Here is a 12482-nt window from a genome sequence, read left to right on the forward strand (position 1 = left end):
TTCTCCTCTCAGCAGAGCCTATGGCTCTAGTACGCAGAGATCTTCGAGCTTCTTAAGTCCCGCGGCTTCCGTTACGAATTCTGTAAGCTGTTGAACGGTTGAGCCTTTGGCTGGACGTTGCAATCGATACAGCTCGATTTGATTAACAAACGAAGTCAGCATGCGGAAATGCCAGTCGAGCAAACCAAGCGGTCTTAACAAGAAGCCGCGAAATGTATGTTGAAGCAGCAGTTGTAATCGGTCAAGGCCGACTACAGGCATAATCGCTGCGTTTTCTTCCGATTTAACAAGCTCGAATACGCCGGCAAGCGGCAGCGGCTGATGGCAGAATTGCTCCTGCACGCCGACCGCGAATTTTGTCTCCCGGTCGAATAACGGGGACAAACCGGCGGAGCTTCTCCCGAGCATGTCCAATGTTTCTTGCCATATTTTCTGCTGGGGGTAGGCGGGCATGACTTGAGGAACGCCATGGGCATTGACGGCAACCGCAATGAGATCATCGCTTAACAACGAATGGCCTTGCCGCAGCAGGAAGGAGGACAAGGTCGATTTGCCCGCGCCGGAATCTCCCACGATTGCATAGCACGCGCCGTCTATTTCCAGGGCGCTTCCATGAAGCGGCAAAATCTTCCTTTGCATTAGAACGACAGCCATGCAGGTACCCAGAATATAGAGTCTGATTTTATCGAGCTCTGTTGCGCCGTTGGGAGAATAATAGATTCTTTCTCCAGCCTGCATGCCGAATAATCCGGTTTTCGGAATATGCAAGAGCAGCATATCTTTGTGCATGGCAATGTGGCTTTGAACAGGAGAGGCTTCCAGCCAAAACGCGGATAAATCCATCTCTTGTACGGTTACCGGAGAGGTAAGCGCTTCTTCCCGATGCAAATCCAGCAGGGGCAGCTCGGGCAGCGGCATGTCGCTTTCAATACACAATCCGAAGGACCGATAGAGATAGCTTTGATTACGAATGTGCATGTGAAATCACTCCAAATCTTCATTGCTTTAGAATGGGGCGATGCCCTTATACTTTTATATAAGGGCATCCGTCTCTGATCAAGGAGATTATTCCGCATAGAACTAGCTGTAGTTAACAACATCATGCTCGTTCGCATCCGGGTCCGGTTGAACATCATCCGGATGAGCGATACCAGGGCCGGCCATTGTCAAATTCACGTTCAGAACTTCTAAAGCTGGTTGCTGCCATGCTTTTTTCATTTGCGTATTCATGCAATCACCTCCCTTCAAGCGTATTTTTGGATAAAACGATGGAAAATCAAGCTCCTCATCAGCATTCTGAACTCGGTCTGAAAGATAAGATTCGGCTCGGGAGCTTTCTTTATCACGGTCAGCGCAGATTTCAATTGCTGCATATTGAGAAATTCGGACAGTGCCGAATCGCCGACAACCGTTTCAAGCTCTTCAATCAGTTGATTCCAAGCGGGCAGCATCCGATGCAAACCGTCCGCGCCTTGGATGCCCCGGTACTTCTGGTTCAGCCGAATCGCATCCGGCAAATAATGCTCGGTTGCGCGTCTAATCAAGGAACGGCCATAGCCGTTCTGAACGAATTGTTCCTCAGGCAGAGACAGACAGAAGCGTATCACTCTCAGATCATTCGTAGCGTCTCTCTCCCATAGGGAGTGGCGCAGCGACTGTTTGCAGCCGGCCGTCCCCGTCACCGACCAATAATAGAGCTTCTCGAATTGCTTGTCGCGCACCTCGTACACATTCTGATTGGAATTGCCCCAGAAATCATAGCCGTGCTGCTCCAGACGCTCGTATACCTTGGTTCGATCGGCGAAAGCCGGATTGATCAAGTCGGGCAATTCAGCTTCCGAGCCTTTGGAGAAGCGCTGCGCCAAGGAGGGGAACGCCTTCTTGCCGATTACGCGATAGAGCCTCGCTTTGTTGCCATTCACATTGGCGCAATATTGATTGACTTCGTTATAAAGCTTCTTCCATCGCATATGCCTCAGCAAGTAGGCTTGATAATCGATGGTGGGTCCCCATGAGACCGTCCAATTGCCTCTGCTGCCCGTTAGCAGAGAACCGACGCCCTGCTTCTGGGCTTGCTCGTAGATGCCTTTCTTCCAGTAGGAATTCTCATAAAATTTATACGGAGTCTCCATCATGTCCAGCCAGTCATCGACAACCGAGAGCGGATTCTTATCGGCAAAATCGAAATACTGGTCATGGATATTCCCGACATGATTAACCGTTTGTTTGATGCTTTCTTTCTCGTTCGCATTTCGTCCCCTCGGCGTCCAATCTTGAAAATCCTTGACAGGCACATAGCTGAAGGTGTGCAGTTTCTTATTCTCCTTATGAAGTGCTCTGGCGGCGAAGCTGACCACGGAGCCCGAATCGAGGCCGCCGCTTAAATTCGCCCCTACCTCCTTGTAGGTGCGAAGCTTCGATGAAATCGCCGTCTGGAACACTTCGCGGAAGGCTTCTTCATATTCGGCGTTAGACTTCAATTTAAGCTTCTTTTCCGGTCTGATCGTCAGGTATCTCTTGAATGCGATTCTTCCGTCGCGTACGGTGAAAGAGTGCGACGGAGGCACCTGTTCAATTTGCCGATAGACGGTAGAGAATAGATCTACGGCTTCCGTTGTGATGGGAATTGCCAGAAATTCCGACAGCCATTCTTCATTCAGCGATTTGCCGATTCCAGGCAATGTGAAGAGCGGGCGAATTAAGGTAGAGAAAGCGATATGCTCATCGGTCCTGGCAAAATATAAGGTGCGCGACCCGGAGAAGTCTCTGGCTCCGAATAAAGAGCGATCGCGTCCGTCCCATATAATGAAGGAGAAATCCCCGATGAGATGCTTAGGCGCTTCTTCCCCCCATTTCAAGTAAGAGAGCAGAATAATCATCGCATCTGTCATATTATCGCGTTCGGAAGGCGCTGCGCCAAGCTGTTCGAGCAGCTCGGCGCGATTGTCGATAATCGCGTCCGCGGTTAAAGCCAGTCTGCTCTCCGCATGATAGATGGGCAATCTCTCCAGCAAAGATTGAGCTGTAATCCATTGTCCGTGACAGCCGAGGAATATCTCGTCTTGCCGCATCGCATGTATGTAATTGGAAGGAAAGCCTCCAAGCGCATCCATTAACCTGGGGCCAAGCTCAGGCTGCAGGGATTGTCGCTTCAAATGATAGATACAACTGATTGCGCTCATGCTGCCTCCTAAAGAGAAAGAATAGATGATAGCGTTCTTATTATCGAACATTAGCCGCAATTGCTCCGTTCATCGAAGATTCTTTATAATTCAGCAACTATAAAGAACAAAAGGGAGGCTCGTGATCGATGATTTGTTCTTAATAAAGAACTCTGTCCTAGGTTAACATCTCGCGTTGCGGTTGTCAACCTCTTCTTTGAATCGTTTTTGCCTGAAGCGCTTGTATTGTATGTATGCGATTACAAAAATAATATCTATAAATATTCGACAAATTGAGTAACAATCTCTTATTTTTTGAAGACAGGAAGCGACAACATATTCATTCGAGATAAGCTAATATAGGAACTGCAAGAATAAAAAAATGGGTGACGTGGAAGTGCGTTTAGTATCTGGGCACCTTAAACGCATGGAGTCAGTGGTGCAACCGCCCCGTTCAAATGGGGGAATTAACGATGAAGACAATGGCAAACGACAATAGCTTTGAACTGGATGCGGAATGGGTGGAATTAATTTTGCTTGCTCGTTCGAAAGGGCTCACGAAGGAAGAGGTGAGCAAGGTTCTGGGCATCCTCCAGGAACAGCGAAATAACGATTATGAAGAAAGCGCTGTGTAAATGACAGCGCTACTCGCGGTTGAATTTCCATTTGTTGAACTCGAGAAACTCTTTGAATTGTTCCTTGCTCACTCCTGAAGCCATCGCTTCGCGAACAAGCTCCTCCCAGTCGCGGTCCAAGTGCTTGGATTGCTCAAAGTCGTCTTGATTGACGAACTCTTCCACAGGCACATTCAATACCTCGCCAATTTTCTCCAGGAATTGTATGGAAGGATTTTGCTGCAATCCTCTTTCTATGGAACTAAGATAAGACTTTGCAACGCCGGCTCGTTGGGACAACTCCGTCAGGGACAATCCCTTTCGCTTGCGCAACATTTGTATGCGTTCTCCAATCATGGCAGTATCCTCCGTTCATGCTGAGAGCATTACTCAATATGGATATTGAATTTATTCTATTATAACGAACTTTTTCAGAGAGCGGAAGTAACTATTAACCCTCTTTCCTTTATAATTATGGGCATTTTTTCTCAAATCAAATCATTTGATATACAAATATTGTTCCTTATAGCGTACATCGCTTTCGAAAAACAGTTTTATGACGGGGGTTAACATGCTAATAAATCTCGTTGACATCAAATTTAGCACATGATAACATACAAGTATGTTCTTTATAAAGAACAATTGAGCAAATATAAGATCTAAACTGTCTATCCATCATTATTTACATGGAGGAATCTATATGAACTTAAAACAAGAGGTTTTATTTCAAGAAAAAGGAAGAAACACTCTATCATTATACTTGAATGTAACGCAAAGCAAGGATATTATCGTTAGCGATATGGGTGACGAGAAAGTAATTCTGAGTATCGAGAACGGGAAATATTATAATCTTGGTGCAATGGGAGGACGTATCTGGGAGTTGGCGAATGAGCCAATCATGGTAGGTCAAATCATCAACACGCTGTTGGATGAATATGATATCGATCGCGCAACCTGTGAATCTCAGGTGTTCAACTTCTTCGCCCAGTTGTCCGAGGAAAGATTGATCGTTTTCAGCGTCTAATGAAAGCAAGGAGAATTGCTTGATGATACTGCATAGAATGAAGCTGTTGTTTTCCCTTAAACCCAAATCGTTTTTACTGCTGATCGAAGCGGCATTATTTATAGCATGGGCCAGATTTTCATTGCTCTACAAACCTTTTTCGGTGCTTGCTGCGAAGCTTGGCGCCTCAATGGAAGAGACGGATTTCGTCGGGAGAGATTTGCCTGATTGCCGCAGAAGGCTCGCCGAGATTCGGGGTGCAGTCGAATTAATGAGCAAGTATACCTTCTGGGAAAGCAAATGCCTCGTACGAGCCGTTGCGGCGATGAAGATGCTCGAGCGGCGCGGAATCGAGAGCACCTTGTATCTTGGCACCTCGAAGGATCAAGACGGCAAGCTGATCGCGCATGCATGGCTCCGAAGCGGCTCCTACTACATCACTGGAGCCAGTGAGAGGAAGGGGTTTGCCGTTACGGGCAAATTCGCGAAATACATCAAATAGCAGGTGTCCGAAATATGGGCGACCGCGACGCCAAGAGGCCGGAGAGCATTCGTTCCCGTCTCTTTTTTTGTTGACTTCGCGATGGAAGGGAATTCGCTTTTTGAGATCCCGGCATAAGTCAGTATAATAGAAGAAATCGGCTGTATTCGGAGGAAGGGGAGGATTACGATTTCATTGCAAGCTTGGATTACGCTCGCCGCCGCCGCTGTGCTTGGATTAGCTCTCATCTATTTGCTGTTTATCGTTCCTTCGAAATGGCTAAAAATTGAGCATGTGCACCATTCACTCGGGCTGGGCGTCCGCATTCTGCAAATCAGCGATCTTCATGTCGATATGCTGCGAATAACACCGCTTCGTATTCAGGAAATTATCGCGCGTTGCCAGCCGGACTTTATTTTGCTGACTGGCGATTATACTTACAAAGCCAGCTATCTGCCTCGCCTGAATACTTATTTGTCCGCCATGCACTCCAGCCTTATTCCGACTTATGCCGTTCTCGGCAATCATGATCATGATCTGCCAAGCTTGAAGCAGCTCCGCAATCTATTCAAGGAGCATCATGTTGCCCTGCTGCAGAATGCGGCGGTAGAGCTCGAGAGTTTCTGGCTTGTCGGAATCGACAATTTCAGCACAGGACATAGCCGAGTAGAGAAAGCGTTCCGCAGATTGCCCCGCGAACCGGGCAAAAAGGTGATTGTCATGACGCATGATCCGAATATTGTATTATCAATGAAGCGTCCTTACAGCTATCTTATGGCGGGACATCTTCATGGCAAGCAGCTCAATATCCCATACTTCTATAAACTGAAGCCGAAAGGGCCGCTGCCGGCCCTGGGTATCTATAAGGGTTTGCATCATCATAAATGGGGAACGTATTATATCTCGAAGGGAATCGGCCAAGCAGGCGTAAATGCCAGGTTCATGGTGAGAAGCGAGGTAACGGTGCATGATCTGTAATAGGGAATCGCCCGCGCCGCTGCTGCGGAAGCGGGCGTAATTGCCGTGAGCGCGCCAAGCCGCGATCTACGGCTCGTCCTGCACCTCGGGCGTCAGGCTGTCTGAATGGTCTTCGCCAGGATAATCCCGATCGATGCCTTCATGCAGGGCGTGATTTTCGTAATCGAATGCTGTTGTCGGCTTTTGGTCCATCCTCCAAGGGGAGCTCTTCCCGAGCGATTCGCTAAGTAAATCGGAGCCGTACGGGCCTTCAGGAAATTCCTCTGGAATGTATTCGTTTCGCTGCGATTCCGTGGTCGACACGTCTTGATACGGCTGACGATCCTCGTCGGCAAACTTAACCATCCTTCAATCTCCTCTCGGATTATAGTGGACTGCCTGTTTAGGGTAACCTTGTTTAATCTGTAAAATGCACGGTGCCGATGACAAAATATAAAAATTGCTTTAATTCCTCGGCTTCTTCTTCGGATATTTTGTAGGCATAGGCCAAATAACCTTCTTCGTCAAGATCATCCGGACCGAGAATCGCCGTTTTGCCGGATTGGAGATCCGTGACGAGCTTCTTCCCGTAGAAACGCCCCGTAGTTGTAATGGCAAGATCAAAGCGTTTGAGACCGGGTGTAATAAAGGTTACGAAGCGAGTCGTCGTTTCTTCCGTTGAATCGGACATAAAGTCATAATCGGGCAACTGCATAAGAGTACCTCCGTATCGTTATTGCCTCTATTATACATGAGACAGAGGCAAGGAAGACAAACGCAGAACAATTTCTTGTCAATTGCAGTGGTTTGTGATAGCATGAAAACAACCGAATACATGGACGTTCGAGGAAGCACCTCTTTTGCTATTTTTAGCGGAAGAGGTGCTTTTTTGTTTTGCTCCGTATTCGCAATTTAGGAATAGAAGGGTGAGTGCACGCATGCAAATCGTATTTCTGAACACGTTCGAGAAGGTAGTGGAGGAGTCGGCGGTCGTAACCGCGCAGTTGTCCATCTGCGAGGAGCAAGGACAATGGTCGATTCACTGGGTGGAGCAGGACGGCATGGATGAAGACGGTGCGACCGAGGTTTGGTTCGAGGGAACATCCTGGGAGGAGATGTTGACCGCCTTTCGTTATGGAGCGGCCAAAATGATGGGAACCGGATATCGACCGGTTATCGACAGTATGCTGGAGAATAGAGGCTCGGGCGGGAATCCGCAATTAACCATGCTGCATTGCTACGGAGAGCTTTACAAGAAGGAAGACTTATTCGGGGAGCTGCGCTCCTGGCGCCGCAACGCCGCGGCTCAGGAGAAGAAGTCGGCATACCTCGTCGCGACCAATCGCATGCTGTGGATGATTAGCGCGTTCGTACCCCAAACCGAGGAAGAGCTGCTTCAAATTCCAGGCTGGGGCAAGAACAAGCTTGCCGCCTATGGACGCGACGTTCTTGCTTTCACGACAAAGGCGGAGAGAGGTAAGGGCTTCCCTCTCGATTGGGTCAAAGACGAGCTGGATCCGGAGAGCTATAAGGAATGGTTGTACAAGCAGCATGAGAACAAATATCGGAATCAAATGGAAAGACAGCAGGAGAAAAAGAAGCTGCTGGGCCTGCTGCAGAAACCGTACAATTTAAAGCAGTTGGAAGAGGAAATGTCTCTATCGCGAAGAGAGCTGCTCATTCGTATCGAAGAGTTGGAGCAGGAAGGCTATCAAGCCGACGCATTGGTAGATCTCGAGCTGAGCGAGGTGCCGGCGGAGGAGCAGCAGCAAATCTGGGACGCGATGACATTGATCGGAGACCGGTATTTGAAGCCTGTTATAAAGCAGGTTTACGGTGAGACAGAAACGAGCAACGAGTCCAACCATGTCAATCAACTCTACGAGCGAGTGCGTCTCATGCGTATTCGATTCCGCCGCAAGGTCGCGGAGCAGGCTGGATAATTCTGTTAAATATGCTTCTTGGCATGGTATTCCGATAGGTCTAAAGATCGATATACAGAATTTGTAGTATACTTGTCCTATGGATTCGAGTATAATAATAGCAAATTAGACAAATTGCGAATATTGTCGAAAAACAAAGGAGCGCTCCCTCTTTATGAAGGCAGAATATATAAACCCGTTTCTTGAATCTGCAAAAATCGTAATTGAGCAAGTCGTTCAAATCCGACCTGCGACAGGACAGCTTGGTCTCAAGGACATTAAGTTTGTTGAGAATTATATATGGATACAAATCGGACTCAACGGACAGATGAACGGTGATATCGTATTCGGACTAAGTGAACAGGTTGCTCTCAAGATGGTGTCAGCAATGATGGGCGGCTACGCCATATCGGAGATAGACGAGATGGTGCGAAGCGCGATTTCCGAGCTTGGCAATATGATTAGCGGCAATGCCAGCACCATGCTGTACAATCAAGGCGTGCGCGTGGATATTACGCCTCCGAAGGTTATTCAATCCGCTCAATCCGCCGGCTTCTACGCGAAGCAGGCACTCACGATTCCGTTGATTATGGAAGGAATCGGAGAACTGGATATTCAAGTATTGGTCGCAAGTTAGACATGGGATACATTCAAAGCTCCTAAGGGAGCTTTTTTTTTGCTTCAATGGCAGGGATGAAGTAAACTTAGAGTTGGGTGATGCTGGGTGTTGAAAGACAAAGTGGTATTAATCTCCGGAGCCTCAAGCGGGATCGGCGCATGGACGGCGGCATTGTTGGCGGAAAAGGGAGCAATCCCGATTCTGACAGGTCGTAATCGGGCGAGGCTGGAAGAAGAGGCTCGCCGCATCAAAGGAAAATGCGCCTATTATGTTATGGATGTCACCAAGCAGGAGCAGATTGATCAAACGGTCGAGGCGATTATAAGAAAATACGGGAAAATCGATATTTTGTTGAACAATGCGGGATACGGTCAGTTTGAATCCTTCGCGGACATGCCGGCAGAGAGCTTCTCGGCGATGATGGATACGAATTATATGGGCATTGTTCGCTGTGTCAAAGCTGTCCTTCCGCAAATGTTGAAACGAGGCAGCGGGCATATCGTGAACATTGCCTCCATGGCGGGAAAGATCCCTTCGGCCAAATCAACCAGCTATACGGCTACCAAGCATGCGGTGCTCGGGTTTACCAATTCGCTTCGCATGGAGATGAGGCCTCTCGGCATTGCGGTGTCCGCGGTTAATCCCGGTCCGATCGATACGGCTTTCTTCACGCTGGCCGATCCATCCGGCTCCTATGTGAGCAATGTTCGTTGGTTCATGATGAAGCCGAGGTATGTGGCGAAGAAGATCGTCTCGGTTATGGAACGCCGGAAGGAGGAAGTGGATTTGCCGCTTGCGGCGGCAATAGGGATCAAGTTATATGGAATCGTTCCGCGTTTTGCAGATCGGGTTTTCGGCGGTCTGTTTAATCGAAAATAACGGTTCAGATAAGCGAGGGTAATAGAATGAGCGAAAAAACATGGAGCGGACTCGGCATTCGAGATCTTCTAATCGAATGCTTGAATCAGAACGGTATTGAACAACCCACCGAGGTGCAGGCGAATACGATTCCTCTACTATTGAAGGGAGAGGATGTCTCCGCTCGATCGCAGACGGGAACGGGGAAAACGCTGGCCTTCCTGCTGCCGCTGCTGCAGCAGCTTCAAGCGAATTCAAGCGCGATTCAGGCCGTCATACTCTCGCCGACGCAGGAGCTGGCGATGCAGATCGTTCGCGTTGCCGAGGTATACGCGGAGCCGCTTGGCATTCGGGTACAGCAATTAATCGGCGGTGCGGCAATGAAGCGGCAAATCGAGAAATTGAAGCTTCGTCCTCAGCTTGTCATAGGTACGCCGGGCAGAATTCACGAGCTCTTGAAGCTGCGCAAGCTCAAGCTTCAAGAGGTGAAGCATGTCGTTATTGACGAGGCGGATCAGGTGTTCCAGCTTGGCTCGACGAAGGAAGTGGAGACGCTGTTGTTCAGTATGGGCAAGGAGCGTCAGATGGTGTTCTTCTCGGCGACGCATCCTGAACAAATGGCCAGGTTCGAAGGCCGATGGATGCGTAATCCGATTCGAATTCAATTGACGCCCGAGCATCGCGTGTCCGAGAAGGTAAGCAATTATTTTGTCGTGAGCGACAAACGGGACAAGGCGGATACCGTTAGACGGCTTGTCCGAATGCTGAAGCCGCGGACTGCCTTATTGTTTTTGAACGACACGGATGAAATTGCGAATTGGCAATCCAAGCTGAGCTACGAAGGCTTTGACGTCGAAACCCTGTACGGGGATTCGGATAAGCAGAAGCGGGCGGCGACGCTCGCCAGATTCCGGGAAGGACAATGTCAGCTGCTATTGGCGACGGATGTAGCGGCCAGAGGTCTCGACATTGAAGGATTGCCCTTGGTGCTGCAGCTTGATCCTGCGACAGACTCGGATCATTATGTGCATCGCGCCGGCAGGACCGGACGCATGGGGAGAGAGGGCACGGTTATTACGATCGTCACGCCTCAAGAGCTGTTCATTATGGAGAAATTCCGCAAACAGCTCGGCGTCAATCTGCAGGAACGAATCATGTTCCGGGGCAGCCTGCTGACGAGCGAGGAGCTTCGGGAAGCGACCAAGCCGAAGCTGGGCCAAGCGGCTCAAGGAAAGCGCAAGACTGTCGCTGCCCGAAAGGTGGATGAATCCAGGACGGAAGAGCTTAAGCATCCTGACAATCATTCCAGCGAAAGCGCGGCGGTCAGCTCTAATCAAAGCGCCAATCCCAAACCGCAGTCTTATGGGAATGCTGGGAAGGTGAGCGATGGCAATTCCCGTCAACTAACTCCGAAGCCACCTAAGAAGAAGATCGTGAAGAGCGAAGGCAAGAACAAAGGTGCTCCGAAATGGTTGAAAGAGAAAAGGAGCTCCGCAAAGCCCGAATAGGTAAATAGTCATGAAATTGAAAACCACCCCTTGAAACTTTTTTCTATGCCCGAAAGGTATGGGCGTAGGAAGAAAGCGGTTCATCCGCAAATCGAATCCAAGGAGAGTGGTTTTCTTGATGAAGAAAAATTGGCTTAAAAAGGCTACAATAGCGGGTATGACAGTGGTAATGATGACAGGAGGCGCATCGGCGGCATTCGCGCATGGAAACGGGCATGACGGCAACAACGGAAGAAATAAAGATGACGGGAAAGGCGAATACAAAGAGAAAAATCATAAGATAACGTGGAAATTCAAGGATGAAGACGATTTGAAATGGGCGCTTGAATATATTATGCGCCTGGCGTCAAAGGGCGTATTCAACGGCTACGAGGACGGCACCTTCAAGCCGCAGCAGAAAATTTCGAGAATCGAAACTTTAACCGCGGCGGTCAGGCTGATGGGCCTTCAGGATCAAGCGGAATCCGCGGCCGAGATGAGCACAGAGCTGAATTTCAAAGATGCGGATAAAATCGCTTCGAAATATCCTTGGGCGGTTGGTTATGTAGCTGTCGCGCTCGAGAACGACTTGTTCGCGGAGACAGAAACAGAGGTTAAGCCTGAGCAGAACGCGACTCGTCTATGGTCAACGATTCTGCTCGTAAAAGCGCTCAAGCTTGACGATGAAGCCAAAAAGATGAACAATGCCCAGCTTGACTTCAAGGATGCCGACCAAATTCCGGCCGGAGCCGTCGGTTATGTCGCATTGGCCTTGGAGAAAGGTATAATTACAGGCTATAACGACAATGGCGTGAAGACCTTCCGTCCGAATCAACCGGTCACTAGAGCGGAGCTGGCGGCATTGCTTGACCGCACGGACGGCGAGATGCCGGATCAGGACGCCCAAGCGATCTATGGTGAGCTTAAAGCCGCTCCATCCGGCGGCAATATGACGTTGGTCAAGTCAGATGGAAGCGAACAAACTCTTGCGATTGACCCTACTGTGTTCATATTCAGAGATGACAAGAAAGCGTCGATCAGCGATTTGAAGGCTGGTGACGAGCTGTTCTTGCGCACTTATAATCAGAAGGTTGTATTCATCGAAGTAACGAAGAAAGCGGAAGAGAACGCGGCGTTCACGAAGCTGGGCATTGTCCAAAACCTCGGCTTTGATTCGAAAGCGGATCTCAATTCGATCACCATTACGAATATTCCGGCAGAAACCACGGTAACACAAAGTACTTACGCAGTAGATGATGATGTTGCGATCGTCGGAGATTCTTCCTTGTTGAAGGTTGGCCAATTAGTCGAAATCGCGGGTCATCACGAAACAGTCGAATCGATTACCATCAAGTAACCGCAGTCGTTCCTGTTTCAACC

Annotated in this window: 15 protein-coding genes and 1 riboswitch; of the genes, 9 read left to right on the forward strand and 6 right to left on the reverse strand. The window is 49.0% G+C overall.

What is annotated here, in order from left to right:
- Positions 1-18 precede the first annotated feature (18 nt).
- From HFP08_RS21935 to HFP08_RS21945, 3 genes are all read right to left on the reverse strand, one after another.
- Positions 19-978: a phosphoenolpyruvate carboxykinase (ATP) gene (locus HFP08_RS21935; RefSeq protein ID WP_168122760.1), complete on the reverse strand. Its 960-nt coding sequence runs from the start codon at positions 976-978 to the stop codon at positions 19-21.
- A gap of 102 nt (positions 979-1080) precedes the next feature.
- The gene (locus HFP08_RS21940; protein WP_168122818.1) at positions 1081-1218 is read right to left on the reverse strand and encodes a paeninodin family lasso peptide; all 138 of its coding nucleotides are present in this window, start codon (positions 1216-1218) and stop codon (positions 1081-1083) included.
- Between the two features lie 26 nt (positions 1219-1244).
- A complete protein-coding gene (locus HFP08_RS21945; protein ID WP_168122761.1) occupies positions 1245-3182 on the reverse strand; it encodes an asparagine synthase-related protein in 1938 nt (645 codons plus the stop codon).
- 355 nt (positions 3183-3537) lie between these two features.
- Positions 3538-3621: riboswitch (cyclic di-GMP riboswitch) on the forward strand.
- A gap of 13 nt (positions 3622-3634) precedes the next feature.
- Here HFP08_RS21945 and sinI point away from each other — a divergent pair.
- On the forward strand, positions 3635-3796 hold the full coding sequence (gene sinI / locus HFP08_RS21950) for a DNA-binding anti-repressor SinI (RefSeq protein WP_240941714.1): 162 nt from the start codon (positions 3635-3637) through the stop codon (positions 3794-3796).
- A gap of 9 nt (positions 3797-3805) precedes the next feature.
- Here the strand turns inward: sinI and HFP08_RS21955 are convergent, their stop codons facing one another.
- On the reverse strand, positions 3806-4132 hold the full coding sequence (locus HFP08_RS21955) for a helix-turn-helix domain-containing protein (RefSeq protein WP_168122762.1): 327 nt from the start codon (positions 4130-4132) through the stop codon (positions 3806-3808).
- A gap of 343 nt (positions 4133-4475) precedes the next feature.
- Between HFP08_RS21955 and HFP08_RS21960 the strand changes: the two genes are divergently transcribed.
- From HFP08_RS21960 to HFP08_RS21970, 3 genes are all read left to right on the forward strand, one after another.
- Positions 4476-4799, forward strand: a complete 324-nt coding sequence (locus HFP08_RS21960; RefSeq protein WP_168122763.1) for a lasso peptide biosynthesis PqqD family chaperone — start codon at positions 4476-4478, stop codon at positions 4797-4799.
- Positions 4800-4818: 19 nt separating this feature from the next.
- Entirely contained in the window at positions 4819-5280 is a 462-nt protein-coding gene (locus HFP08_RS21965) for a lasso peptide biosynthesis B2 protein (RefSeq protein WP_481856594.1), read from the forward strand.
- A gap of 174 nt (positions 5281-5454) precedes the next feature.
- Entirely contained in the window at positions 5455-6237 is a 783-nt protein-coding gene (locus tag HFP08_RS21970) for a metallophosphoesterase (RefSeq protein ID WP_240941716.1), read from the forward strand.
- A gap of 66 nt (positions 6238-6303) precedes the next feature.
- Here the strand turns inward: HFP08_RS21970 and HFP08_RS21975 are convergent, their stop codons facing one another.
- The gene (locus HFP08_RS21975; protein ID WP_168122765.1) at positions 6304-6582 is read right to left on the reverse strand and encodes a hypothetical protein; all 279 of its coding nucleotides are present in this window, start codon (positions 6580-6582) and stop codon (positions 6304-6306) included.
- 52 nt (positions 6583-6634) lie between these two features.
- Positions 6635-6931 (reverse strand): DUF3055 domain-containing protein, encoded by a 297-nt coding sequence (locus tag HFP08_RS21980; protein WP_206109303.1) that lies wholly within the window; start codon positions 6929-6931, stop codon positions 6635-6637.
- Positions 6932-7154: 223 nt separating this feature from the next.
- Here HFP08_RS21980 and HFP08_RS21985 point away from each other — a divergent pair, with 223 nt between their 5' ends.
- From HFP08_RS21985 to HFP08_RS22005, 5 genes are all read left to right on the forward strand, one after another.
- Positions 7155-8159: an HRDC domain-containing protein gene (locus HFP08_RS21985; protein WP_168122766.1), complete on the forward strand. Its 1005-nt coding sequence runs from the start codon at positions 7155-7157 to the stop codon at positions 8157-8159.
- 154 nt (positions 8160-8313) lie between these two features.
- Positions 8314-8775: a chemotaxis protein CheX gene (locus HFP08_RS21990; RefSeq protein WP_168122767.1), complete on the forward strand. Its 462-nt coding sequence runs from the start codon at positions 8314-8316 to the stop codon at positions 8773-8775.
- 87 nt (positions 8776-8862) lie between these two features.
- Positions 8863-9636 carry an SDR family NAD(P)-dependent oxidoreductase gene (locus HFP08_RS21995; RefSeq protein WP_168122768.1) on the forward strand — a complete coding sequence of 258 codons (774 nt, stop codon included), beginning with the start codon at positions 8863-8865 and terminating at the stop codon, positions 9634-9636.
- A 26-nt stretch (positions 9637-9662) separates the two neighbouring features.
- Positions 9663-11123: a DEAD/DEAH box helicase gene (locus tag HFP08_RS22000; protein ID WP_168122769.1), complete on the forward strand. Its 1461-nt coding sequence runs from the start codon at positions 9663-9665 to the stop codon at positions 11121-11123.
- Between the two features lie 118 nt (positions 11124-11241).
- Positions 11242-12459: an S-layer homology domain-containing protein gene (locus HFP08_RS22005; protein WP_168122822.1), complete on the forward strand. Its 1218-nt coding sequence runs from the start codon at positions 11242-11244 to the stop codon at positions 12457-12459.
- The last annotated feature ends 23 nt before the right edge of the window (positions 12460-12482 follow it).

The sequence above is a fragment of the Paenibacillus sp. HB172176 genome (assembly GCF_011947265.1).
Lineage (GTDB): Bacteria > Bacillota > Bacilli > Paenibacillales > Paenibacillaceae > Pristimantibacillus.

What these genes read in the sequence shown, in the direction of transcription:
- HFP08_RS21935 (WP_168122760.1), bottom strand. Translation starts at nt 978, where the DNA reads ATGCACATTCGTAATCAAAGCTATCTCTATCGGTCCTTCGGATTGTGT.
- HFP08_RS21940 (WP_168122818.1), bottom strand. Translation starts at nt 1,218, where the DNA reads ATGAAAAAAGCATGGCAGCAACCAGCTTTAGAAGTTCTGAACGTGAAT.
- HFP08_RS21945 (WP_168122761.1), bottom strand. Translation starts at nt 3,182, where the DNA reads ATGAGCGCAATCAGTTGTATCTATCATTTGAAGCGACAATCCCTGCAG.
- sinI (WP_240941714.1), top strand. Translation starts at nt 3,635, where the DNA reads ATGAAGACAATGGCAAACGACAATAGCTTTGAACTGGATGCGGAATGG.
- HFP08_RS21955 (WP_168122762.1), bottom strand. Translation starts at nt 4,132, where the DNA reads ATGATTGGAGAACGCATACAAATGTTGCGCAAGCGAAAGGGATTGTCC.
- HFP08_RS21960 (WP_168122763.1), top strand. Translation starts at nt 4,476, where the DNA reads ATGAACTTAAAACAAGAGGTTTTATTTCAAGAAAAAGGAAGAAACACT.
- HFP08_RS21975 (WP_168122765.1), bottom strand. Translation starts at nt 6,582, where the DNA reads ATGGTTAAGTTTGCCGACGAGGATCGTCAGCCGTATCAAGACGTGTCG.
- HFP08_RS21980 (WP_206109303.1), bottom strand. Translation starts at nt 6,931, where the DNA reads ATGCAGTTGCCCGATTATGACTTTATGTCCGATTCAACGGAAGAAACG.
- HFP08_RS21985 (WP_168122766.1), top strand. Translation starts at nt 7,155, where the DNA reads ATGCAAATCGTATTTCTGAACACGTTCGAGAAGGTAGTGGAGGAGTCG.
- HFP08_RS21990 (WP_168122767.1), top strand. Translation starts at nt 8,314, where the DNA reads ATGAAGGCAGAATATATAAACCCGTTTCTTGAATCTGCAAAAATCGTA.
- HFP08_RS22000 (WP_168122769.1), top strand. Translation starts at nt 9,663, where the DNA reads ATGAGCGAAAAAACATGGAGCGGACTCGGCATTCGAGATCTTCTAATC.
- HFP08_RS22005 (WP_168122822.1), top strand. Translation starts at nt 11,242, where the DNA reads ATGAAGAAAAATTGGCTTAAAAAGGCTACAATAGCGGGTATGACAGTG.